This window comes from Raineyella sp. W15-4 (genome assembly GCF_033170155.1).
In the GTDB taxonomy this organism is placed as follows: domain Bacteria; phylum Actinomycetota; class Actinomycetes; order Propionibacteriales; family Propionibacteriaceae; genus Raineyella.
This window is the reverse complement of sequence record NZ_CP137079.1, coordinates 2,158,116-2,180,116: the sequence shown is the minus strand read 5'-3', so window position 1 is coordinate 2,180,116 and position 22,001 is coordinate 2,158,116. Positions and strand designations below refer to the sequence as shown.

The 22,001-nt window shown below is 69.5% G+C and carries 23 protein-coding genes, 1 other RNA gene and 1 pseudogene; 14 read left to right on the top strand and 11 right to left on the bottom strand.

Going from position 1 to position 22,001, the window contains the following annotated elements:
• Window positions 1–30 precede the first annotated feature (30 nt).
• Both R0145_RS10125 and R0145_RS10120 read right to left on the bottom strand, forming a co-directional pair.
• Window positions 31–1,035, bottom strand: coding sequence for an NADP-dependent oxidoreductase (locus R0145_RS10125; protein ID WP_317836695.1), 1,005 nt, complete (start codon window positions 1,033–1,035; stop codon window positions 31–33).
• A gap of 34 nt (window positions 1,036–1,069) precedes the next feature.
• Window positions 1,070–1,936, bottom strand: coding sequence for an alpha/beta hydrolase (locus R0145_RS10120; RefSeq protein ID WP_317836694.1), 867 nt, complete (start codon window positions 1,934–1,936; stop codon window positions 1,070–1,072).
• A 457-nt stretch (window positions 1,937–2,393) separates the two neighbouring features.
• On the opposite strand from R0145_RS10120, the pseudogene R0145_RS18435 reads away from it, so the two are divergent.
• A pseudogene (locus tag R0145_RS18435) lies at window positions 2,394–2,558 on the top strand (IS3 family transposase); the annotation flags it as partial.
• Between the two features lie 74 nt (window positions 2,559–2,632).
• Window positions 2,633–3,304: an alpha/beta hydrolase gene (locus tag R0145_RS10115; protein WP_317836693.1), complete on the top strand. Its 672-nt coding sequence runs from the start codon at window positions 2,633–2,635 to the stop codon at window positions 3,302–3,304.
• A gap of 85 nt (window positions 3,305–3,389) precedes the next feature.
• On the opposite strand, the gene R0145_RS10110 is transcribed toward R0145_RS10115, so the two are convergent.
• The 3 genes from R0145_RS10110 to R0145_RS10100 all read right to left on the bottom strand — a co-directional run bounded on the left by R0145_RS10110 (window position 3,390) and on the right by R0145_RS10100 (window position 6,763).
• Window positions 3,390–4,106, bottom strand: coding sequence for a Type 1 glutamine amidotransferase-like domain-containing protein (locus tag R0145_RS10110; RefSeq protein WP_317836692.1), 717 nt, complete (start codon window positions 4,104–4,106; stop codon window positions 3,390–3,392).
• Window positions 4,107–4,182: 76 nt separating this feature from the next.
• Window positions 4,183–4,404 (bottom strand): YbdD/YjiX family protein, encoded by a 222-nt coding sequence (locus tag R0145_RS10105; protein WP_317836691.1) that lies wholly within the window; start codon window positions 4,402–4,404, stop codon window positions 4,183–4,185.
• On the bottom strand, window positions 4,391–6,763 hold the full coding sequence (locus R0145_RS10100; RefSeq protein WP_317836690.1) for a carbon starvation CstA family protein: 2,373 nt from the start codon (window positions 6,761–6,763) through the stop codon (window positions 4,391–4,393). The genes R0145_RS10105 and R0145_RS10100 overlap by 14 nt, the downstream gene beginning before the upstream one ends.
• 163 nt (window positions 6,764–6,926) lie before the next feature.
• On the opposite strand from R0145_RS10100, the gene prfB reads away from it, so the two are divergent.
• From prfB to R0145_RS10055, 9 genes are all read left to right on the top strand, one after another.
• Window positions 6,927–8,045 carry a peptide chain release factor 2 gene (gene prfB / locus R0145_RS10095; RefSeq protein WP_317836689.1) on the top strand — a complete coding sequence of 373 codons (1,119 nt, stop codon included), beginning with the start codon at window positions 6,927–6,929 and terminating at the stop codon, window positions 8,043–8,045.
• A gap of 118 nt (window positions 8,046–8,163) precedes the next feature.
• Window positions 8,164–8,853: a cell division ATP-binding protein FtsE gene (gene ftsE / locus R0145_RS10090; protein WP_317836688.1), complete on the top strand. Its 690-nt coding sequence runs from the start codon at window positions 8,164–8,166 to the stop codon at window positions 8,851–8,853.
• 17 nt (window positions 8,854–8,870) lie between these two features.
• Window positions 8,871–9,773 carry a permease-like cell division protein FtsX gene (gene ftsX, locus R0145_RS10085; protein ID WP_317840209.1) on the top strand — a complete coding sequence of 301 codons (903 nt, stop codon included), beginning with the start codon at window positions 8,871–8,873 and terminating at the stop codon, window positions 9,771–9,773.
• Between the two features lie 35 nt (window positions 9,774–9,808).
• Window positions 9,809–11,197: a peptidoglycan DD-metalloendopeptidase family protein gene (locus R0145_RS10080; protein WP_317836687.1), complete on the top strand. Its 1,389-nt coding sequence runs from the start codon at window positions 9,809–9,811 to the stop codon at window positions 11,195–11,197.
• Window positions 11,198–11,236: 39 nt separating this feature from the next.
• Window positions 11,237–11,713, top strand: a complete 477-nt coding sequence (gene smpB / locus R0145_RS10075; protein WP_317836685.1) for an SsrA-binding protein SmpB — start codon at window positions 11,237–11,239, stop codon at window positions 11,711–11,713.
• Window positions 11,710–13,605, top strand: a complete 1,896-nt coding sequence (locus R0145_RS10070) for a DUF2207 domain-containing protein (protein WP_317836684.1) — start codon at window positions 11,710–11,712, stop codon at window positions 13,603–13,605. Before smpB ends, R0145_RS10070 begins: the two co-directional genes overlap by 4 nt.
• Before the next feature lie 102 nt (window positions 13,606–13,707).
• Window positions 13,708–14,328 (top strand): DUF1707 and DUF4870 domain-containing protein, encoded by a 621-nt coding sequence (locus R0145_RS10065; RefSeq protein ID WP_317836683.1) that lies wholly within the window; start codon window positions 13,708–13,710, stop codon window positions 14,326–14,328.
• A 124-nt stretch (window positions 14,329–14,452) separates the two neighbouring features.
• Window positions 14,453–14,821, top strand: a transfer-messenger RNA (tmRNA) gene (gene ssrA, locus R0145_RS10060).
• Window positions 14,822–15,006: 185 nt separating this feature from the next.
• Window positions 15,007–15,426 carry a hypothetical protein gene (locus R0145_RS10055; RefSeq protein WP_317836682.1) on the top strand — a complete coding sequence of 140 codons (420 nt, stop codon included), beginning with the start codon at window positions 15,007–15,009 and terminating at the stop codon, window positions 15,424–15,426.
• On the opposite strand, the gene R0145_RS18430 is transcribed toward R0145_RS10055, so the two are convergent.
• The 5 genes from R0145_RS18430 to R0145_RS10035 form a co-directional block, all read right to left on the bottom strand.
• Window positions 15,314–15,550 carry a helix-turn-helix domain-containing protein gene (locus tag R0145_RS18430; RefSeq protein WP_411742110.1) on the bottom strand — a complete coding sequence of 79 codons (237 nt, stop codon included), beginning with the start codon at window positions 15,548–15,550 and terminating at the stop codon, window positions 15,314–15,316. The genes R0145_RS10055 and R0145_RS18430 overlap by 113 nt on opposite strands.
• A 134-nt stretch (window positions 15,551–15,684) precedes the next feature.
• Window positions 15,685–16,275 (bottom strand): TetR/AcrR family transcriptional regulator, encoded by a 591-nt coding sequence (locus R0145_RS10050; protein WP_317836681.1) that lies wholly within the window; start codon window positions 16,273–16,275, stop codon window positions 15,685–15,687.
• Window positions 16,272–17,237, bottom strand: coding sequence for an aldo/keto reductase (locus R0145_RS10045; protein WP_317836680.1), 966 nt, complete (start codon window positions 17,235–17,237; stop codon window positions 16,272–16,274). Before R0145_RS10045 ends, R0145_RS10050 begins: the two co-directional genes overlap by 4 nt.
• Before the next feature lie 54 nt (window positions 17,238–17,291).
• Window positions 17,292–18,422 carry an MFS transporter gene (locus tag R0145_RS10040; protein ID WP_317836679.1) on the bottom strand — a complete coding sequence of 377 codons (1,131 nt, stop codon included), beginning with the start codon at window positions 18,420–18,422 and terminating at the stop codon, window positions 17,292–17,294.
• Window positions 18,374–18,589 (bottom strand): hypothetical protein, encoded by a 216-nt coding sequence (locus tag R0145_RS10035; protein ID WP_317836678.1) that lies wholly within the window; start codon window positions 18,587–18,589, stop codon window positions 18,374–18,376. Before R0145_RS10035 ends, R0145_RS10040 begins: the two co-directional genes overlap by 49 nt.
• 233 nt (window positions 18,590–18,822) lie before the next feature.
• Between R0145_RS10035 and R0145_RS10030 the strand changes: the two genes are divergently transcribed.
• Window positions 18,823–19,296, top strand: coding sequence for a TetR/AcrR family transcriptional regulator (locus R0145_RS10030; RefSeq protein WP_317836677.1), 474 nt, complete (start codon window positions 18,823–18,825; stop codon window positions 19,294–19,296).
• Window positions 19,297–19,323: 27 nt separating this feature from the next.
• Here R0145_RS10030 and R0145_RS10025 read toward each other — a convergent pair whose 3' ends face one another.
• Entirely contained in the window at window positions 19,324–19,575 is a 252-nt protein-coding gene (locus R0145_RS10025) for a histone-like nucleoid-structuring protein Lsr2 (protein WP_317836676.1), read from the bottom strand.
• A gap of 301 nt (window positions 19,576–19,876) precedes the next feature.
• On the opposite strand from R0145_RS10025, the gene R0145_RS10020 reads away from it, so the two are divergent.
• Complete coding sequence (locus R0145_RS10020) at window positions 19,877–20,971, top strand: Gfo/Idh/MocA family oxidoreductase (RefSeq protein ID WP_317836675.1); 1,095 nt, start codon at window positions 19,877–19,879, stop codon at window positions 20,969–20,971.
• Between the two features lie 9 nt (window positions 20,972–20,980).
• Window positions 20,981–21,994: a MauE/DoxX family redox-associated membrane protein gene (locus tag R0145_RS10015; protein ID WP_317836674.1), complete on the top strand. Its 1,014-nt coding sequence runs from the start codon at window positions 20,981–20,983 to the stop codon at window positions 21,992–21,994.
• Window positions 21,995–22,001: the final 7 nt, after the last annotated feature.

Sequence of the window (22,001 nt, the reverse complement as noted above, 5' to 3'; positions counted from 1 at the left end):
TGTGGCCGGAGACGGGTTGCGGTCGTGTGATCAGGCGGTGGTGGGGCCGGTAACGACGATCTTCCCGCGGACGCTGCTCGTACCGAGGGTCGCCAGGGCTTGCACGGTCTGGTCGAAGGAGAAGGTCGCGCCGACGACGGGGCGGATGACGCCACCGTCGACGAGTTCGGCGACCTGACGCAGCTGCTCGCCGGAGGCGTGCATGAGCAGGAACTCGTAGGACACGCCGAGCCCCTTCGCCAGAGCGCGGGTCTTGCGACTGAGCGCCGTGATAGCCAGGCGCAGCACCGGGTTCAGACCGGCGGCCTTCGCGAACTCGGGAGTGGGCGGCCCGGAGATGCCGACGGCCTTCCCGCCGCGCTTCAAGACCTTGAGCGACTTGGCGAGGTTGTCCCCGCCGAGGGGGTCGAGGACGAAGTCGTAGCCGGAGAGCTCGGTCTCGAAGTCCTGGGTGCGGTAGTCGATGACCACGTCCGCGCCGAGCTCGCGGACGAAGTCCGCGTTCTTGCCTGACACGGTGGTCGCGACCTGCGCACCGAGGTGCTTGGCGAGCTGGATCGCGATAGAGCCGACCCCGCCCGCTCCGGCGTGGATGAGTACCTTCTGCCCGGGTTGGACGTTGCCCTTCTCCACCAGGGCCTGCCAGGCGGTGAGCGCGACCAGCGGCAAGGACGCTGCCTCCACGGTGCTGATCGAGGTCGGGGCCGGGGCGACGTCTGTTTCGTCGACCGCGATGCGCTCGGCGAAGGTGCCGATGCGGAAGTCCCGCGGCCGGGCGTACACCCGGTCCCCAGTGGTGAACCTGGTGACGTTCGCTCCGGTGCGGATGACGGTGCCGGCGAGGTCGTGGCCGAGGGTGAGGGGTGTCCTGTAGGGCAGGATCGCCTTGAACTCTCCCGCTCGAAGCCGCTCGTCGAGGTGGTTCAGTCCCGCGGCCTCCACTCGGATCAGGACATCTCGGTCGCCGACCGTTGGCTCAGGGATGTTGGCTTCGTGGACGGGCCGCTTGTACTGGTCGAACACGAACGCTTGCATGGTGCTCCTTCTCCTTGAATCTGGGTGGTCGCGGTCAGCGCTGCAGGAACCGGGTGGCGGTGTCCGTGACGCTGCGACGGTTCTGGAACACGGTGCCGTGGCCGGAGTCGGCGAAGACGCGCACGTCCGCGTCCGGGTACCGGTCCAGGAGTGCGTCGGCGTTGCTGATCGGCACCATGAGGTCCCGGTCTCCGTGCAGGATCAGCATCGGCCCCCTGAATGACGTCGCCGGCGGTGTTTGATGGCCCCATCGGTTCACCGCGCGCAGTTGGGCGTGGAACACCCCAGGGGTGACGGGCTTGTCTCGACCGGTGCGGCGCAAATTCAGCCGCGCCTGATATGTCTTCGCGGCCTGGCGGCCGGCGGGGGTGCGGGTGAAGAACAACAGGGTCGTAGGGTTCGTGAACGTCACGAGACCGCGCAGGATCGTCCGCACAGTGACCCCGGTCATCGCGGTCAGACCAGGGCCGCCCTGCGGGCCGGTTCCGGCGAGAATCACGCGCTCCACCAGGTCCGGGGCTTGGCGGAGGATCTCCTGAGCGACCATGCCACCCATCGACAGGCCGAACAGGTCCACCCGGGAAAGCCCGAGCGCGTGGATCGGGGCGATCACATCGGCCGCCATGTCCTCGAACTGGTCCCGCACCGTCCCGGTGGACGCCCCCACTCCGCGGTAGCCGAGGAGGATCACTCGCCGGTGCTGCGCGAACGGATCGACCAGCTCCGGGTCCCAACTGTCCAGGTTGGCGCCCAGGTGTGTCATTGCCACCAGCGGCACACCGCCGTCGTGGGAGCCGAACTCGCGGTAGACGAACGTGGCACCGGCAGCGGTCACCGTTCTGGTCGGCGCGTCGATGAAGCACGCCGGCCGGTTGCCCGTTCCCTGCTGCGTCTCTGTCATGACCGCTCCCACTCCTTCGACTGTCGATGGCCCGGCGGCGGGGTTCCTTCCCCACTCGACCCGAGTGTAATCAATTATGAGTATGCTCAGTTACTTTGTCAAGGGAGATCGACATGGAATCTTGTTCGGGCCCGCAGGGGTGTCGGGAGCGGGTCAAGGGGGACAACGGGACTGCTGGAGGTTTGGTTGATTCCCGATATGAGCTGGTGGGAGCCGGTCCATGGAGGATCATCCGATGCCGAGGAAGTACCCCGACAAGTTCCGCCGCAACGTCGTGCGCGCCTGGGATGCCCCGGTCCGAGCAGCTCGCCTGCGATTTCGGTGTCTCGGAGTCGGCGTTGCAGCGCTGGCTGGCCCAGGCCGACATCGACGACGGCCGCCGCGACCGCTCAAGACGCGGAGTTGCGCGCGTTGCGCAAGAGGACGCGGGAGTTGGAGCAGGAGAACGAGATCCTGCGCCGGGCCGACGGCGCTCGATGACCTCGTGCAGCGCCGGTTCCGCGCCACCGAGCCGAACCGGCTGTGGCTGGTGGCCACTACCGAACACCACACGGGCGAGGGCAAGCTCTGCCTGTGCGCGATCAAGAACACCCGGTCGGCCCGGATCGTGGGCCACTCGATCGCCCTTCTCAACGCGGGACGCGTGTTCGCGAATCGCCCGGGAAGACCCACCCAAGGACGTCCACAATGGACGCCATGAGCCTCATCTCGCCGAACAGCGCCAGCGCCCAGGGGTCCGTCGCGCCGATCCGCACCGCCGTCGCCCCACGGGCCGAGGGGCCGGACGGCCGCCCACTCCTGCTCCTGCTGCACGGCTTCGGATCCGACCAGAACGACCTGCCGGGGATCGTGACCCGGCTGGGGGACGGCTGGGACTGGGCGTCCCTGCGCGGCCCGTACGACATTCCCGGGGGTGGGGCGGCCTGGTTCCCGATCAGCGTCCCCGGCCATCCGGCCCGCGGGCCGGTGGAGGCGGCCGTGGCGGGGCTGCTGGCGTGGCTCGACGCCACGACCGACGGCCAGCCGGTGGTCCCGGTCGGCTTCTCCCAGGGCGGGATGATGGTCACCGAGCTGTTGCGGCACCGCCCGGACACGTTCGCCGCCGGTGTGGTGCTGTCCGGCTTCGTGGCCCCGGAGCCATCGGCCGGTGACGAGCGGCTGGCGGCGCGTCGCCCGCCGCTGTTCTTCGGGCGCGGGGAGCTGGACGCCTCGATGATCCCGGCGGCGGCGTTCGACCGTACGGTCGCCTGGGCGCAGGCCCACACCGCCGCGACGATCCGTCGTTACCCCGGGCTCGGCCACGCGATCTCCGCCGCGGAACTGGCGGATGTGGCGGCGTTCCTGGCCGGTCTCCGGCTGGTCGGCTGACCGGCGACCCGTGTGGCGACGACGGACGGCCGGCGGCGGAGCGTCGTCACCCCGGCCACCGGCCGTCCGTCGTTTCCCGGGAGGGTCAGAGCACGCGCATCCGCTCGGCGTTGATGTAGACCCCGGAGGAGGTCGGTTCCTCGGTCCCCTCCACGCGGTAGACCTTGGCCTCGGTGTCCTCGGCGAGGAAGGCCTTCGGCTTGCCGTCGACCCAGTGGATCGCCGCACCGTCGTCGACGCCGTAGCCGCTGGGCAGGGTGCCTTCGCCGATCGCCTCGGCGAAGATCGGGGCCCGCTCACCCTCCGAGTGGTAGTGCGAGCAGAACGACCCCGGCAGCACGCCGAGACCGCCCTTCCAGGCCATGATCGGGCCGAAGGAGTCGGTGGTGGATCCCTCGTAGAACGCCCCGCCGCCGGCGGCGTAGCCGGCGATGACGACATCACGGCCCGACGCGATGATCCGCCGCAGCCGGGCCGACACCCCGTGCGCATCCCACAGGGCGATCAGGTTCACTGTCAGGCCGCCGCCCACCACGATCACGTCGGCCTCGTCCAGCCGGGACACCGACCGTGCGGCGTCGTGCCAGAGCGTGGCCACGATCGGCCGGATCCCGAGGGCGCCGTACGCCGTCAGGAACCGGTTGATGTAGCGCGGGTCGTCGGCCGAGGCGGTCGGCAGGAAGCAGACCACCGGATTGGGCTTGCCGGCCAGGTCCACCACGTACTTGTCCAGCTTCGTTGCTGCACCGGTGGGCGAAGTGGAGAAGCCCCCGCCCCCCATGGTCACGATGTGAGTCGTCATGGGGTCAGTTTCTCATGCACCCGGCTCGGCCGGGGGAATCGTCGTGCCGCCGTTACGCACTTCACGTTCCGGTCCATCAGCAGCACCCGGACGACACGTTGTGCTCGTGGAAACGATCCCGGGACCGCCAGAACTCCCGCTCGGTCATCGGCGGGTGGTCGCCGTGGTCGCGCCGGTGCCGCTCCAGGTACTTGTCGTAGGCCGACTCCCCGGAGAACTCGCGCACCCACCACCGTGCCGCGGCGAGCTTCTCGCGCAGCACGGCGGTGAGGGCGAGGGCAGGATCAGTGCCCGCCATGCCTGCGTCCCGGGATCAGGTCGGGGTCGCCGACGATCGCGTACTCGGTGACCAGCTTCTTCTCCAGCGGGCCGGCGACCAGACCGCTGGGCGCGTAGAAGTTCGACTCCTGGTGCGGGTCCTCCGAGGTGGTGGTGTCACCGGTCCGCAGCGTACGTACCACCCGGAGCACGGCGAAGACGATCACCGCGGCCACCGCCAGCAGGAAGGCGATCGACAGGGTCCCTTGGATGAAGGTGTTGCGGACGATCTCGCCCTGGACCTTGGCGGCGTCGGCCTGGCCCGCCGCCAGCGCGGCATCGCGGGCGACCCGGGCACTGCTCCACTGGGTCCAGTAGCCGAGCGCCGGGTCGGTGGAGAAGATCTTCTGCCAGGACGCGGTGAAGGTGACCGCCACGTCGAAGGCCAACGGGACCAGGGGGATCCACACGTACTTCAGGTATCCCTTGCGCACCACCATGACCGTCACCACGGTGAGCGCCACCGCGGCGATCAACTGGTTGGCGATCCCGAACAGCGGATAGAGGGTCTGGATGCCGCCCCGTGGATCGGTGACCCCCATCAGCAGCAGGGAACCCCAGGCGGCGACGACGACCGCGGTGGACAGCCACGCCCCGGGCCGCCAGGACGGATCGCGGAACCGGGGCACCAGGTTGCCGATGGCGTCGGAGAGCTGGAAGCGCGCCACCCGGGTGACGGCGTCCACGGCGGACAGGATGAACAGCGCTTCGAACATGATGGCGAAGTGGTACCAGAAGCCCATCATCGTCTTGCCGCCGGCGAACTGGTGGGTGATGTTGGCGATCCCGACGGCCAGGGTCGGGGCGCCGCCGGTGCGGGAGACGATCGACGGCTCGCCGACGTCCTTGGCCACCTGCCTGAGCGCGTCGCCACCGGTGTAGGTGACCTCCTTGCCGCTCGGGTCGAGGGAGACCCAGCGCGCCTCGATCGGAGCACCGGATGCGTCGGTGACCGGCAGGTTCCGCATCGCCTCGGCGGCGATGTCCTCACGGCTGATCCCGGGGGTCGCGACGATTGCCGGGCCGGCCAGGTTGTTGATCGTGGCGGCCGAGGTGTTCATGGCGAAGTAGACCCCCTGGTTGAGGGAGACCGCGGCCGCCAGCGCCATGATGGCCACGAAGGACTCCATCAGCATGCCGGCGTAGCCGATCATCCGGACCTGGGACTCCTTCTGGATCATCTTCGGGCTGGTGCCCGAGGACACCATCGCGTGCATGCCGGAGAGCGCCCCGCAGGCGATGGTGATGAACAGGAACGGGAAGAGAGTGCCCGCGAACACCGGGCCCTTGGTGTTGGAGGCGAACTCGGTGACCGCCGGCATCTGGACGATCGGCCGGACGATGATGATCCCGACGGCGAGCACCACGATGGTGCCGATCTTCATGAAGGTCGACAGGTAGTCACGCGGGGTGAGCAACACCCAGACCGGCAACACCGCGGCGAAGAAGCCGTAGATCACCATCCACACCACCAGCGTCGTCGGCGACAGGTGGAAGAAGCCGGCCAGCGGGCCGGTCGAGATCCACCGCCCCGAGACGATCGCGCCGATCAGCAGCGCGAACCCGACCAGCGAGACGGTGGTGATCCGGCCGGGTTGGACGTACCGCAGCCACAACCCCATGGCGATGGCCAGCGGGATCGTGCAGGCCACCGAGAAGACACCCCACGGGCTGTCGGCGAGCGCGTTGACGCACACCATCGCCAGCACGGCCAGGACGATCATCAGCATCACGAAGACGACCACGGTGGCGATCGCGCCGCCGACCTTGCCGATCTCGTCGGTGGCCATCTGGCCGAGGGAGCGGCCGCCGCGACGCATCGAGAAGAACAGCACCAGCATGTCCTGGACCGCGCCGGCGACCACCACCCCGAGGATGATCCACAGTGTTCCGGGCAGGTAGCCCATCTGGGCGGCGAGGACGGGGCCGACCAGTGGGCCGGCGCCGGCGATGGCCGCGAAGTGGTGGCCGTAGAGCACCACCCGGTTCGTCGGGTCGAAGTCCTTCCCGTTGTTGATCCGCTCGGCCGGGGTGGCGTTCGAGTCGTCCGGCCGCATGATCTTCTTCTCGATGTACAACGCGTAGTACCGGTAGGCGATGGCGTAGGTCGCCACCGCGGCGACGACGAACCAGATGGTGTTGACCTGCTCGCCACGGACGATGGCGAGCATCGTCCAGCCGACGGCGCCCACCACCGCGACGAGGACCCACAGCACGACCTTCTGCCAGGTCCACCGGGGGTGCGGACGGGTCCCCACCGGGACCCCGTTGCTGTTCCGGATGATGAAGGACTCTTCCTCGGTCGTGTAGTCCGGCCTGGTCTCCGTCGGTGTCGACATCGTTGTCGCCTGCTTTCGTCGGGTCTGCGGGCGTCAGCCTAGTGACGGGGCGGGCGGCCGTCCGCTGCTTCGGGGCCGCCCGGAGCACCGCCCGCCGGGGCGTCCGTCGGTGTCCCGGCCCGACAGGGGCATTCGTCGTGCCGCCGTTATACACTTCACATTCGTGGCTGCCGAAGATATCAACGAGACCATCGCCGACCTCGAGCATGCCCTCGGGCAGATCGAGGCGGTGTCCGATCCGGCTGCCATGAAGGTCGAGATCGCCGACCTGGAGAAGCAGGTGTCCGCCCCCGACCTGTGGGACGACCAGGACAACGCCCAGCGGGTGACCTCCCGGCTGTCGGCGCTGCAGGCCGAGGTGAAGCGGCTCAGTGGGCTGCGCCAGCGGCTGGAGGACCTCCAGGTGATGGTCGAGCTCGCTGTGGAGGAGAACGACGCCTCGGTGCTCGACGACGCTCGCCAGGAGGCCGAGGCGCTGCGGACGACGCTCGACGCGCTCGAGGTGCGGACGCTGCTGTCCGGCGAGTACGACGAGCGGGACGCCTGGGTGACGATCCGGTCGGAGGCCGGTGGCGTGGACGCCGCGGACTTCGCCGAGATGCTGCTCCGGATGTACCTGCGCTGGTGTGAGCGGCACGGCTACCCGACAGAGGTCTACGACGTCTCGTACGCCGAGGAGGCCGGGATCAAGTCGGCCACCTTCCAGGTCCGGGCGCCGTACGCGTACGGCACCCTGTCGGTCGAGCAGGGCACCCACCGGCTGGTGCGGATCTCCCCGTTCGACAACCAAGGGCGGCGGCAGACCTCCTTCGCCGGCGTCGAGGTGCTGCCGGTGGTGGAGGAGACCGACCACATCGACATCCCCGAACAGGACATCCGGGTCGACGTCTTCCGTTCCTCCGGCCCCGGCGGGCAGTCGGTCAACACCACCGACTCCGCGGTGCGGATCACCCACCTGCCGACCGGCCTGGTCGTCTCCTGCCAGAACGAGAAGTCGCAGATCCAGAACAAGGCGGCCGCGCTGCGGGTGCTGCAGGCCCGGCTGCTGGAGAAGGCCCGCAAGGACCGCGAGGCCGAGCTGAACGCGCTGAAGGGCGACGGCGGCAACTCCTGGGGCTCGCAGATGCGGTCGTACGTCCTGCATCCCTACCAGATGGTCAAGGATCTGCGGACCGACCACGAGGTCGGCAACCCCGACGCGGTCTTCGACGGTGACATCGACGGCTTCATCGACGCCGGCATCCGGTGGCGCAAGCAGCAGGAGCAGCAGCTCACCGCCTGACCCCCGGACGTGACGCGCCCGGCGGCGACGGTTGCCGGGGAGGAGCGGCGCGGTGGGCCTAGACTCTGGCCCGGGCCGACCTTCCCCCTGTCCTCCAGCCCGGCCCGCCACTGATGCAATGATTCGCTTTGACAACGTCAGCAAGAAGTACCCGGGCCAGACACGTGCGGCCCTGCGGAACATCACCCTCGACATCGACTCCGGCGAGTTCGTCTTCCTGGTCGGCCGGTCCGGCTCCGGGAAGTCGACCTTCGTCCGGCTGGTGCTGCGCGAGCTGCGCCCGACCCGGGGAACGGTCTGCGTCGACGGCCGGGACACCTCGGGGTTGCCGGCCTGGCGGGTGCCGCGGCTGCGGCGGCGGATCGGCACGGTCTTCCAGGACTTCCGGCTGCTGCCGGGCAAGACGGTCCGGGAGAACGTCGCCTTCGCCCTGCAGGTGACCGGGTACTCCCGACGCGACATCCGGACACTGGTCCCCGAGTCGCTGGAGATGGTCGGCCTCGCCGACAAGGGGGACCGGCTCACCGACGAGCTCTCCGGCGGGGAGCAGCAGCGCGTCGCGATCGCCCGGGCCGTGGTCAACAAGCCCGACATCCTGATCGCCGACGAGCCGACCGGCAACCTGGACCCGGCCACCAGCGTCGGGATCATGAAGGTCCTCGACCGGATCAACCGGCTCGGGACGACCGTGGTGATGGCCACCCACGACTCCACCATCGTCGACCAGATGCGCAAGCGGGTGATCGAGCTCGACGACGGCGACCTGGTCCGCGACCAGGGCAAGGGCACCTACGGATACCAGGCCTGAGGAGGGAAACCATGCGCCTGCGCCACATCCTGTCGGAGACCTTCTCGGGTGTCCGCCACAACGCCTCGATGATGGTCGCGATCATCGTCACCATGTGGGTGTCGCTGACCCTCTTCGGGGGCAGCCTGCTCGCCGCCCAGCAGATCCAGCTGATGAAAGGTCGCTGGTACGACAAGGTCGAGATCTCCATCTTCCTCTGCACCAAGGACACCACCGGCAGCAACTGCACGCCCGGCCAGGACGTCACCCCGCAACAGGTCGCCACGATCGAGCAGACCCTCCGCTCCGACCCGGAGGTCAAAGAGGTCTTCCACGAGACCAAGCAGCAGGCGTACGACGATTTCATCGCCTCCTACCGCAACAGCCCGCTCAAGGGGTCGTTGACCGCGGACCAGATGCAGGAATCGTTCCGGATCAAGCTGGTCGATCCCGAGCAGTACCGCACCGTGGTGACCGCGGTGGCAGGGATGCCCGGGGTGCAGAACGTCCAGGACCTACGAGAGATCTTCGACCCGCTGTTCCAGTGGCTGCGAACGGCGCAGTGGGTCGCCCTCGGGACCAGCGCCCTGTTGCTGCTGGCCGCCGGACTGCAGATCGGCAACACCATTCGGCTGGCCGTCTTCGCCCGGCGCCGGGAGATCGGCATCATGCGCCTGGTCGGTGCCTCCAACTCCTACATCACCTTGCCGTTCGTCCTGGAAACACTGATCGCCGGTCTCGTCGGGGCAGTCCTGGCGGGCGGGACATTGGTGGCCGGGGTCTATTCCCTGATCATCCGAAAAGCTGAAGTCTCGATCCAGACTTTGCCCTGGATCGGATGGCAGGAAACGGCTTTCGCAGTATCGGGACTTGCCATTGTCGCGATTCTGCTCTCTATCATTCCCACGTTGATCGCAACCACCAAGTATCTGCGCGTGTGAATGGGGCACCGCGTGCGGAGGACAGGGGACTGACAGTGACCACGCCTTCACCGGCCCGCCGATGGGGCCTCCGTTTTGCGGCCACCGGCCTGGCCGTCGCCCTGGGGCTGGGCTGTGCGATCCCGGCCTCCGCCGATCAGCTCGACGACCGCAAGCAGCAGCTGACCAGCCAGGTCTCCTCCGCCGACGATGCCGTCGGGGAATCGAGCAAGGCGCTGGAAGACGCCATCGCGACACTGAAATCGTCCCAGGGTGACCTCGCCACCGCCCAGGCCGCGCTCCAGGCCACTCAGGACAAGATCACCGCCGCGAAGGCCGAGGACGCCCGACTGGCCGACGAACTGCGGGCCTCCCAGGCGGCGCTGGACGAGGCGACCGCCGCGGTCGAGGCGGGGCAGCAGGCAATCGCCGCGCAGCACTCGACGATCGGCGAGATCGCCCGTGACCAGGTCCAGCAGCAGCACAACCTGATGGGGATGGCGGTCCTCATCCAGCAGGGGTCCACCGCCGGGTTGCAGACCCGCATCCAGCTGTCCACCACGATGATGGAGACCAACGCCGCCCAGTTGGACCGGCTCAACCAGCTGCAGGCCCAACTGGAGGTGGCCCAGGCCGCGAAGGCGGCGGCCACCGCCAAGGTCGCCGCGGACCGGGCGGCCGCCGCCCAGGTGGTGGTGTCGCTGAACACCCTGCAGGCCGCCCAGGCCGACCAGCAGGCGAAGCTGGCCGCCGCGGTCACCGCCAACCAGTCCGCCCAGGCGGCGGCCCAGGCCGAGGTGGCCAAGGACACCAAGGCCTACCAGGACCTGACCGCTGAACGGGACAAGGTCAATGCCGACATCGCCGCTCGTGACGAGGCCGCCAAGAAGGCCGCCGAGGCACAGGCGGAGGCGGATCGCAAGGCCCGGGAGGCGGCCGCCGCCAAGACCTCCACCGCGAGCACCGGCAGCAGCGGCTCCGGCAGCAGTGCGTCCGCCGGCAGCAAGACCAGTTCCTCGAGCGCCAGCTCCAGCAACAAGGTCTCCTCGGCCGGCCTCGCCTCGCCCATCCCCGGGGCGCCGATCACCTCCCCGTACGGCATGCGGGTGCATCCGATCACCGGGGTCTACAAGCTGCACGACGGCACCGACTTCGGTGCCTCCTGCGGGACCCCGATCCGGGCCGCCGCCGCCGGGAAGGTGACCGAGCGGTACTACAACGCCGGCTACGGCAACCGACTGTTCATCGACCACGGCTCCCTCGGCGGGGTCCGGACCGTCACCTCCTACAACCACCTGTCCAGCTACGCCGTCTCGGTGGGACAGACGGTCCAGCAGGGCCAGGTGATCGGCTACGTCGGCGCCACCGGCTACGCGACCGGCTGCCACCTGCACTTCATGGTGTGGCGCAACGGGCAGATGGTGAACCCGGCGACCGTCCTCTGACCCGGGTCCACCGCTTGGGGGTTCTGGGATGATGGGCCCATGGTGAAGGAGACGGGGACGAAACTGGTGGCGCAGAACAAGAAGGCGCGTCACGACTACACGATCCACCAGACGTACGAGGCGGGGATCGTCCTGCAGGGCACCGAGGTGAAGTCGCTCCGGGAGGGGCACGCCTCGCTCGTCGACTCTTTCGCGACCGTCGACGACGGTGAGGTGTGGCTGCGCCAGGCGATGATCCCGGAGTACAGCCACGGCACCTGGACCAACCACTCCGCGCGGCGCACCCGCAAACTGCTGCTCAACCGCAAGGAGATCGACCGTCTCCGGCGCGAACTGGACGCCAGTGGGACCACCCTGGTGCCGCTGAAGCTCTACTTCAAGGACGGCTACGCCAAGGTGGAGATCGGGGTGGCGACCGGCAAACGGGAGTACGACAAACGGCAGACCCTGGCCGAACGGGACGCCCGGCGCGAGACGGACCGGGCGCTCGCCGCCCGCCGGAAGGGCCGGCGATGAGCACCGCGCGGTGGCGCCCGCGGAGCCGCCGGCGTGGCGCGCGGCTCGGTCCGATCGGCCTGCTGGCCGCCTTGTTCGCGGTGCTGGTCGTCGTCGCACCGTTCAGCGTCGGCACCCCGGCCATGGCCGCCGGGGACAGCATCGATTCGTACGCCCTGGACTACGTCGTCCACTCCGACGGGACGGTGGCGGTCACCGAACGGCTCGTCTACCGCTTCGGCACCGGCTCGGGTCGGCACGGCATCCAGCGTCAACTGGTGGCCCGCGAGCCGGAGCAGAACGACACGAAGCACGACATCGTCTACCAGTACAGCGACATCCGGGTCAGAAGTCCCGACGCGCCGGCCCAGTTCACCACCTCCACCGTCACCTCGTCGACGGATCCGCGCCGGCAGGACCTGGTGATCCGGGTGGGCGACCCGAACACCACGGTCACCTCCGCCACCGCCACGTACGACCTCAGCTACACCATCACCGGCGGGATGCGCAGCCAGCAGAGCTACGACGAGTTCTACTGGGATGCCGTCGGCACGGGCTGGACGAGCGCCACCCTGCACGACATCACGGTGAGCGTCACCGTTCCCGACGGGGCCACCGACAAGGCCTGCTACGCCGGGACGGTGCAGAGCAACACCTCATGCGACAGCCTGAGCCTCGACGGCGGCGTCGTCCACGCTGCCCAGTCCATCCTGTCCCCCGGGGAGGGGCTGACCGTCTCGGCCCAGATCCGCTCCGGGCTGGTGTCCGACAACACGCCCCATCTGGTGCCCAGCACCACGGTGCAGCAGCAGCGCAGTCTGGCCACCGCCGGCGGCGTCACCGCGTTGGTGGCCGCGCTCTCGGCACTGGTCGGCGCCAGGATCGTCCGCTCCCGGCGCGATCTGCGGTTTCTCGACCTGCCGCCGGGGGTGCTGCCACCGCCGGGTGCCGAGGGGCGGGTGGGCGCCTCCCCCCGCGACCTGACGGTGCCGGTGGCGTTCACCCCGCCGCCGATCACCGTGGCCGAGGCGGGATACCTGCTGGACGGGACGCTCGACACGAAGGAGACCGCCGCCACGCTGATCGACCTCGCGGTCCGCGGTGCGCTCACGGTGTCCGGCGACGACCGCGGCGGCTACCGGATCACCCTGGTGGATCCACGGAAGGTCGTCGCCCCGCACGAGACCGTCCTGCTGCAGTCGCTCTTCGGTGCCGAGGGGCCCGGCGCCACCGTCGACCTGGGGGAGCCGGGCGGGATGACGGCGGCACACGACCGGATGGTGGCCGACGTCCGTCGCCAGGTCGCCGACCGAGGGTGGTTCACCCATCTGCCCGGCGTACGCGGCGGCGGGGTCCACATCAGCGGGTTCAGCCGGGGGTGGCTCATCCTCGCGGCCGGCGGCGCCTTCCTCGGCGCTGCCGGGCTGGCCCGGCTGGTCTTCCTGCTGCCCCTGGTACCGGTGGTCGTGGCGGCGATGATCGTCCGCCGCCGGCTGCGCCGCGGGCAGCGCACCCCGGTCGGCCGGGCGCTCACCGACCAGGTCGAGGGATTCCGGGAATACCTGGCGACCGCCGAGGCCGACCAGATCCGCTTCGAGGAGGGCGAGGACATCTTCTCGCGCTACCTGCCGTGGGCGATCAGCTTCGACCTCGCCGACCGCTGGGCGCAGGTCTGCCAGGACCTGGTCGCCGCCGGCCGGCTCCCCGAGATCCATCCCGTCTGGTACGTCGGGCAGTTCTACCTGCCGGACTTCTCCTGGATCGGGTTCACCGACGCCGTGGCCAGCACCGTCGCCCCGCTGCCCCCCGTCTCGAGTGGCGGCACCGGCTTCGGCAGTGGCGGCTCCGCGTTCGGTGGCGGCGGCGGATTCGTCGGTGGTGGCGGCGGCGGGGGCGGTGGCGGCTCCTGGTGAGTCGTCATCCGCACCGGTGGCCGCCCCCTGAGCCAGCGTCAGGGGCCCTTTCAGGGCTGCACCCCATTGGGGTCCATTGGCGGGCGGTGGCATCGTGGAGACATGACCCCGGCGTACGAACACCCCAGCCTCAACCTCCTCGTGTCGGACGAGCAGCGCGACCGTGCCGTCGACTGGCTGCAGCGTGCCTACGCCGACGGCCGCCTGACCGAGGTCGAACTCGACCAGCGACTCGACCAGGTCTTCGCAGCCCGGACCCGCAAGGACCTCAACCTCGCGTTCTACGGGCTGGTCCAGCCCACCGCCTCCTCCCAGGCGCTCGGCACCCACCCGGCGTACGCCCCCCTGGTCAGTGCGCAGGCGCGGGACGGTGCCGGCCGGGGGATCGGCGCCTTCAGCTACTTCTCCGCCCTGTTCACCTGGATCTTCGGGCCGTTGGTGGGCTACCTGGTGGCGCCGATGGGATCGGAGGCGAAACGGCAGGCGGCCAACGCCTTCGACTTCACCCTGCTCAGCACCGGCGGGATGATCGCCGGTGGCATCCTCTCCGAGATCTGGGGGCCGCTGGGGATCATCGCCGGCATCTCCGCGCTCGCCTGGTTCCTGCTCATCATCGTTGGCGGGGCCAAGGTGGCGGCCGGGGAGCACTGGGAGAACCCGTTGATGAAGCTGGTCCCGATCCGGATCCTGTCGAAGCCCGAACCGCGGACGATCGGTCGGTAGCAGTCGGTAGTACCGTAGTGATTTGGACCGGCCGGAATGATGTTCGCGCCGGATGCGTTATGATGACAGCCTCGCGTGGCCACCGTCGCCTCAGGGCATGGCGCCACGGGAGGACAACTCAACAGGGGATGATCGGTTTCGACATGGGAGTGTTGTCCCAGGAGAAGCGGGCCGAGGAGCCAGGGTCAACTCGTTAACGACCCCTGGAAACCCATAAGTGCCAACAACAAGCGCACTGACTTCGCTCTCGCTGCCTGAGCAGTGACCGAAGGGTCAGCCCGGGAGTGTTCCCGGCTCGGTGTCTGGCCTCATTCAGGGAACTCACCCGTCACGCTGTGCCACAGGGCGTGTCGGGGACACTTACTGTGACTGGGCTCGTCCACCACTTGCCGACGTGAGGGTGGGAGTCGAGCAGAACGCCTAGTCGGCTGCGCCCGGAGAATGTCTGAGCTGCCTTTCATGGACCGGGGTTCGATTCCCCGCATCTCCACCATAGAGGGCTTAGTAGAACCCTGGACCGCCGAAAGGCGGCCCCAGGCACGAAGCCCAAGAGGTTGTCACGGAAGAGGGGCAGTCCATCTGGACCGCCCCTTCTTCGTTGTCTGCGTGGTTGGTGTTGAGTGACCGCCAGAACGCGGCCTCCAGCTCGTCGGCCTCGACCTGGCGACCGACGGCGCTGTGGGCGTCCTGGCCGGCGTAGAGCACGTCGTACGGGTCGCGGGCGTCACTAGCCGTTGCCTCGAAGTCGCCGTCATCGTCGAGCTCCAGGTAGATGGCTCGGAAGATGAGCTGGTTGAGTCGGCGTCGGTTCTCCTCGGTGGCACCGCGGTAGAGCCGGTCGGCGTCGCGCAGCAGGGCGAGGTGTTCCTCGATGACCTTCTGACCGGCCGACAGGTCGGTGTCGACGACTTCGAGCTGTTCGGTGATCCGCTCGCGCTCCCGCTGGATCTTGTACAGCCGCGCCTTGATGCGGTCCTTGCCGAACTCACCGTCTGCTGCCAGGTCGATCAGGTTCTCCTCCTGGGTATCGAGCCGGTCGATCTGCTCGGCGAGCTGGCGGCGGAGGAGGCGCTGGGCTCATCCCGCGGACGATTATAGAGGCGGACTGCTGCAGGATCCGCCGCACGGTCGTGATGTGCACCCCGTACGCCTCGGCGAGCTCCCGCTGCAGCGCCCCGCCTTGGCACCGTTTGACGATCTCCAGACGCTGTCGTCTCGACAGGCGGACGGCCTGTCGAGAGGCGGATCGCGCACCCGTGTTCCCCGACCCTAGCTCTGGCTAGGGGCTTCGCCTGGAAGAACATCCGGGTGGCGACAGGATCGATTTGCAGAGTTGCTGCTCTCGTGCCCGGGGCGTCAGTGCGCCTTCACTCCGCCGAGGACGGTGTCGACGGTCTGGGCGATGAAGGCGTGGTCTATCGGTGCGTGGCCGAGCAGTAGTCGGAAGTAGAGGGGGCCGTAGAGCGCGTCGACCAGCGCGCCGGAGTCGATGTCGCCACGGAGATCTCCGCTCTGACGGGCATCGGCGTACATCGCGGCGGCCACGGCCCGCCGCGGGGCGAGCCAGCGCTCGCGGATAGCGTCGGCGAGCGCGGTATCGGTCTGCGCTTCGGCGATCAGTCCGCGGAGTGTCCGCCCTCCCGGGGTGGTCTGGAGGAAGTTGGCCAGGGCGGTCATCTGGGCGATGATCGCGTCGCGGAACGGCAAGCCGGCGGGCTGCTGGATGAGGGGTTCGGCGGCGGCGAGGAAGGCGTCCATGATGATTGCGGCCTTCTTGGGCCAGCGGCGGTAGATCGCGGTCTTGCTGGTGCAGGCTTGCTCGGCGATGGCGTCGAGGGTCACCGCGGCATACCCGCGTTCGTCGACGAGGTGGAGAGCCGCGGCCATGATCGCGGCGTCGAGGCCGTCATCGCGCGGTCGCCCCGCGGCGCGGGGCGCGGCGTTCATCGCACCCCGTAACGCTCGCCCTGTACCCCATCGGCAAGGGGTTCGAGCGCGGCCAGCGCGTCGGCCGGCAGTGTCAGATGCGAAGCGGCCTCGTTCTCGTCCACTCGCTCCGGGCGGGTCGTGCCCGGGATGGTGACGATCGGGATGCCGAGCCGCTCGCTCTGGGCGTAGACCCAGGCCAGTGCGACTGCGGCCGGGCGCAGGCCGAGGTCGTCGGCGATGCGCCGGACGGCGGCGACGATCGCCTCGTTGGCGTCGCCGGCCGCACCGACGAACCGGGTGTTGTGGGCGCGGAAGTCGCCGGGGGTCAGCGCCGAGCGGTCGACGGTGCCGGTCAGGAATCCGCGGCCGAGCGGGGAGAAGGCGACCAGGCCGACGCCGAGCTCCGCCATGACGGGGGCGATCGTCTCGGGGTCGCGGGTCCAGAGCGAGTACTCGCTCTCCATCACCGCGATCGGGTGCACGGCGCAGGCGCGGCGCAACTGGTCGGCGTCGAACTCGGAGACGCCGAGGTGTCGGACCTTGCCGGCCGCGACGAGCTCGGACATCGCGCCGACGGTCTCCTCGATCGAGGCATCCTCGGGCGGGCGGTGGCAGTAGAGGATGTCGATCTCGTCCACGCCGAGGCGCACCAGTGAGGCGTCACAGCTCGCCTTCACGTACCCGGCCTGGCCGCGGAACGCCTGGCGGTAGTGGCCCATGCTGCGGTCGATGCCGAACTTCGTCGCGATCGTCGCCTGCTCACGCCGGTCGTGAACGGCGCGGCCGACCAGGACCTCGTTGTGGCCCAGGCCGTAGACGGCGGCGGTGTCCAAGAGGCTCACCCCGAGGTCGAGCGCGCGGTGGATGGTCGCCACCGAGCGATCCCAGTCCGCGGCCCCGTACGTCCCGCTCATCCCCATGCACCCCAGCCCCAGCAGGCTGAGTTCCAAGCCGTCGCCCACGCTCACCGTCGATGCCATCGCGGTTCCTTTCCTCGTTACGAGTAGGTCCAAATCGAAAATAGCACGGTTTCGCTACTGCGCGACTCGTAATATCGGTGTTCGCGTTCGCCCCGCAGCAGTTCGGCGGCGGAGCAGCCGAGAGCCGGAGACCACCACGAGGGCAGCGACCAGGATCGTGAGGCCGACGAGAACGGGGACCTCGGGCCAAGCGGTGAGGGTGCCCGCGGCCAGCAGCGGCGGGATCATCATGCCCGCATAGCCGAACAGGAAGACGCCGGCCAATGCCTCGCCGCGCCGTGCCGGGTCGGCGAGATCGCCCACGACGCCGAGCGCGCTGCGATAGAGAATGCCGGCGCCGGCGAGCCCGCCGCCGACGAGGAACAACGCGAGCGAGGCGACGGCGGCACCGCAGCCGAGGATCGCGCAGCCGAGCATCGCGACGATGATCGCAATGAGGATCTGGGTGCGCAACGAGATTCGCGCGGTGAAGATCTGGGCCACGGCTGCTGACATGAACACGATGAAGGGCGCGAGACCCGCGAGCAGGTGCGAGTGCTGGCCGAGGATGCCGACCAGGAAGGTCGGGGCGAGGCCGGTGAACGTGCCGAACACCGCGGAGGCGCCGAAGGCCGCCGCGCCCGCCGCGACATAGGCGCCGCGGGACGCCGTCGGCACCGCGATCTGCTGCGGCCGGTACGCCAGCCGCTCCTCGCGCCGCTCGACGGTCTCCGGGACGAGCGCGACGAGGACGCCCTCGATGACGAACAAGACCGCGAACACGACGTACGGCACGACGAGCGGCCGCGCGGTGTAGCTGGCGATGACGCCCCCGAAGAGCGCGCCGAGGGCGATGCCGCCGAGGTTCGCGAAGATGGCGACGATGTTCGAGACGACAGGGGCGCGCCTCACTGCGGCGCCGAGCTCCGACAGGTGCGCGGTCGCGGTGGCGGTGAAGACGCCGACGCTGAGCCCGCAGATGAGCCGGTCGACGATGAGCCCCGCGACATCATTCCAGACCACGAACAGGATCGCCGAGACCAGGTCCAGCAGCAGTGCGGCCAGGATGACGCGCCGCCGGCCGAACCAGTCGGACAGGTGACCGGCGAGATACAGGCTGAGCATCACGCCGACCGCATACGCCGCGAAGATGACGGTCAGGACGAGCGTCGGGAAGCCGTCGCGCTGCTGATAGATCGCATACACAACGGCGTCGACACCGCGCAGAACGCCATCTCCGTGAGGAAGGCGAGCGCGACGATCCAGAAGCCGCCGCCATGCGGGATCACGCCACGCCGCACGACCGAACCGGGCCGAGGCGCCAGAGCGTCATCCACATGCACCGTCGAGGCCAGCACAGATCCCTTCGCCATTACGAGTCTTGTAGTGTCGAAACTATCACTGTTTCGCTACTGAACGACTCGTAATAAGCGTCTCCATGCACCGGGCGCTTGGCTTCCGCACGCTACGGCGCTGCGATGCGGCGCAGGGAGCCCAGCGCGTCGTCGAGGAGCCTCGCGCAGGGGTCGCTTCTCGCCAGGCTCCCTCCAGCGCCGCATGATGGGCCTGATAGACGACGACCTCCTCGTCGAGGTCGGCTTCCGCCATGACGATGAAGGGCATCGCCGAGCGTGCCGGGGTCTCCCGCCAGACCGTCTACCGCTGGTGGTCGACCAAAGCCGAGATCCTGCTGGAAGCCAGTGCCGACGACGCGGCTGAGGAGCTCGCCGTCACCCGTGGCGCCGACCCCGTGCAAACACTGTCGGCCTACCTGGACGCACTGGTGGCCTATCTGACGACCTCGCAGGCCGGCGCTGCCTACCGAGCACTGCTCGGCGAGGCGCAGTACGACCAGGAAGTGGCAGCCCTACTCGCCAAGCGCGATCCGCTCGGCGACAGTGCGCGAGCGGTGATCACCCAAGTACTCGGTGACGCGCCCCTCCAGGTCTCACCCGAGGAAGCCTCGGCACTCCTGATCGGCCCGACCTTCTACTGGATCCTCGGCGGACGCGGAACCCAGGCGCTCTCGACCGACCGGTTCGCCACCGACTTCCTGGCGCTGGTCCGGCCGACAGACTGACCTGCGGCCACCTGCGAGGCACGCGGCTCAGGGCTCGTTCGCGACGGCCCACGCCTTCTTGATCGGCGCCGGGATTCGCCCGCGATCGCCGACCTGGTAGCCGTTCGCTCGAGCCCAGTCGCGGATCTTGGCGGGGGAGACGATCTGGTCGGCCGAGTCGTCTTGGCGCACCGTCTGTCGGGTTGGATTCCCGGCAGGTGTCTCGACCGGGGTAGCGGCTCTCAGGCGCGAGATCACGCCTATCCGGCGCTGGTCCGGGTTTGAATAGTTTCCCAGCACCTCCACCACCCTTGTTGGGACCCACACGGGAAACCGTGTAGAACCGCCCCGATCCCTCGGAAACGCTGAGATCGGGGCGGTTTGGCGTCCACAGGGCGAATGGACACGAGATGACACGAATCGACACAGGGCGTCTATCGTTAGGCGGAAAATAGACACCGACGGGGTGGCCGTGGGCAGGGGATGGGGGTCGGTGAAGGGGGCAAGGTCGCCGTCGGCGGGCGTCCGTCTGGACCGCCCCACTTCTTTGTCTTCATTGCCACATTGACTCCCACTATATGTCAGGACATATGGTGGGAGCATGAGCGCCATCCAGGACAAGAACCCGCAGCCGGAACGCGTGGTGCGCGTCGGCCTGGTGGGGTACGGCAGGGGTGGGCAGCTGTTCCACGCGCCGTACATCCGTGCCGCGCGGGGCATCGAACTCGCCGGCGTGGTGACCCGCAACGCCGATCGTCGTGCGCAGGCCGAAGCGGACAATCCGGGCGTCCCGGTGTACGCGAGCCTGGCCGAGATGGTCGAAGCGGGGGGCGCCGGCGCGGGGATCGACGCGGTGACGATCACGACTCCGCCGACGACGCGGCGCGAGCTGGTGCTCGAGGCGCTCGAGCTCGGCGTGGACGTGGACGCCGACAAGCCCTTCGCGCCCTCCGCCCGGGCTGCGCTGGAGCTCGGGGCGGCCGCTGAGGCGCGCGGCCGCATCCTCAGCGTCTTCCACAACCGGCGCTGGGACACCGACATACGCACCGTACGCGCCGTGATCGAGGCGGGCGGGGTCGGGCGGCCCGCCCAGTTCTTCTCGCACTTCGACCTCGACGAGCCCGGCGGCCTCGAGGGCGGACCCGGCGGCGGGCTGCTGCGGGACCTCGGCACGCACCTCGCCGATCAAGCCCTGTGGCTGTTCGGGCCGGTGGCCTCGGTGCACGCACGGCTGGAGACGTCCGACACGCCGGAGGGGTCGACGGACGCGGCGTTCACGATGACGCTGGTCCACGCCGGTGGCGTCGAGACCTTCCTGTCGGCCAGCAAGCTGCACCGGCTGAACCGCCGGGAGATGGCGGTGCTCGGCTCGGAGGGGTCCTTCCGGACCCACGGCCCCGACGTGCAGACCCAGGCGCTGGCGCGCGGTGAGCGTCCGGAGGGTCGCCGTGCCGTCTGGGGATACGCCGCGCCCGAGGACTGGGGTGTGCTCTCGAACGCGTCGGGCATCGAGCGGGTGCCATCAGCCCAGGGCGACTACTGTCGGTACTACGAGGATTTTGCGCGTGCCGTACGGACGCGTGAGGCTCCGCCGGTGACGGTCGCCCAGGCAGCCGCCGTGCTCGCTGTGCTCGATGCCGCCCGCGAGAGTGCCGTCCGGGGACAGGTCGTCGAGCTGCGAGGCCGCCAACCGTAGAATCTGGCCGTGCCCGACTACCCCGTGCCTGACTTCCTCGTCCTCGCCCCGCTGATCGTCGCCGTCACCCTGGTGGTGGCCGCCGTCGGGAAGTGGCGCCATCCGGACGTCGACCAGGCGGCCTTCCAGGGAGCCGGACTGCCGGCCTGGATCGGCTCCCCCTTCGTCCGCCGCTGGCATCCCGTCGCCGAACTTGTCGTCGGCCTCGGCCTGATCGTCGTTCCCGCTCCGTGGACCCTGCTGCCGGCGGTGGCCGGCGTGGCCCTGGTGACCGCCTACCTGGTGCTGGTCGTCCTCGCCGTCCGGGCCCCCGGCCCGGTCTCTTGCGGGTGCTTCGGCGCCGCGGACACCACCCCGGTCTCCGGACGTACCCTTGCCCGCAACATCCTCCTGGTGGTCGCCGCGGCGGGGGCGGTGGTCGACGCCGCCCTCGGCGGATCGGTGGTCGCCCGGCTCGCCGCACCGACGGTGTGGGGGTGGTTGCTCGGTGCCGCTCTGGCGGTCGCTGTCGCGGTGTTGGCAGTCCCCGGTGGGCCCGCTGCCCCGGTGCCCGACGAGCTGGTCCCGGTCGCCGAGGAGGACGAGGCGGACCTGGAGGACTACCTCCGCGCCGAGATCCCCGAGGCGACGCTGCAGGACCCGGACGGTCACCAGCTGCCGCTGCGGGCGCTGATCCACCGCCGCGCCCAGCTGCTGTTGTTCCTCTCACCGGGCTGCGGGTCCTGCGCCGGGATCGCCCGCGATCTGCCCCGGTGGCGGGCCCGGGAACTGCCGATCGGCATCCGGGCCGTGGTCTCCGCCGCGGCGTTGGACCGGTCCGCGACGCCGGCCTGGGTGGAGACGGCGCTGGTCGACCCGACCGGGGAGGTCGGGCGTACGCTCGGCGTCCTCGGCACGCCGGGGGCGGTGCTGCTCGGGGCCGACGGCCTGCTCGCCGGCGGCCCGGTGGTCGGATCGGCGGCGGTGCGCGAGTTCTACGTGCAGATCGCCGAGCAACTGGAAGAAGCGGCCGACGTCTCCTGACCCGGGT

Coding starts and splice junctions, on each gene's coding strand:
- R0145_RS10050 (WP_317836681.1), bottom strand. CDS start 16,275: ATGAACGCCGCGCCCCGCGCCGCGGGGCGACCGCGCGATGACGGCCTC.
- R0145_RS10105 (WP_317836691.1), bottom strand. CDS start 4,404: ATGGCGGGCACTGATCCTGCCCTCGCCCTCACCGCCGTGCTGCGCGAG.
- R0145_RS10070 (WP_317836684.1), top strand. CDS start 11,710: ATGAGCACCGCGCGGTGGCGCCCGCGGAGCCGCCGGCGTGGCGCGCGG.
- R0145_RS10030 (WP_317836677.1), top strand. CDS start 18,823: ATGACGATGAAGGGCATCGCCGAGCGTGCCGGGGTCTCCCGCCAGACC.
- smpB (WP_317836685.1), top strand. CDS start 11,237: ATGGTGAAGGAGACGGGGACGAAACTGGTGGCGCAGAACAAGAAGGCG.
- R0145_RS10035 (WP_317836678.1), bottom strand. CDS start 18,589: ATGGCGAAGGGATCTGTGCTGGCCTCGACGGTGCATGTGGATGACGCT.
- R0145_RS10120 (WP_317836694.1), bottom strand. CDS start 1,936: ATGACAGAGACGCAGCAGGGAACGGGCAACCGGCCGGCGTGCTTCATC.
- R0145_RS10045 (WP_317836680.1), bottom strand. CDS start 17,237: ATGGCATCGACGGTGAGCGTGGGCGACGGCTTGGAACTCAGCCTGCTG.
- R0145_RS10110 (WP_317836692.1), bottom strand. CDS start 4,106: ATGACGACTCACATCGTGACCATGGGGGGCGGGGGCTTCTCCACTTCG.
- ftsE (WP_317836688.1), top strand. CDS start 8,164: ATGATTCGCTTTGACAACGTCAGCAAGAAGTACCCGGGCCAGACACGT.
- R0145_RS10115 (WP_317836693.1), top strand. CDS start 2,633: ATGAGCCTCATCTCGCCGAACAGCGCCAGCGCCCAGGGGTCCGTCGCG.
- R0145_RS10100 (WP_317836690.1), bottom strand. CDS start 6,763: ATGTCGACACCGACGGAGACCAGGCCGGACTACACGACCGAGGAAGAG.
- R0145_RS10065 (WP_317836683.1), top strand. CDS start 13,708: ATGACCCCGGCGTACGAACACCCCAGCCTCAACCTCCTCGTGTCGGAC.
- R0145_RS10125 (WP_317836695.1), bottom strand. CDS start 1,035: ATGCAAGCGTTCGTGTTCGACCAGTACAAGCGGCCCGTCCACGAAGCC.
- R0145_RS10020 (WP_317836675.1), top strand. CDS start 19,877: ATGAGCGCCATCCAGGACAAGAACCCGCAGCCGGAACGCGTGGTGCGC.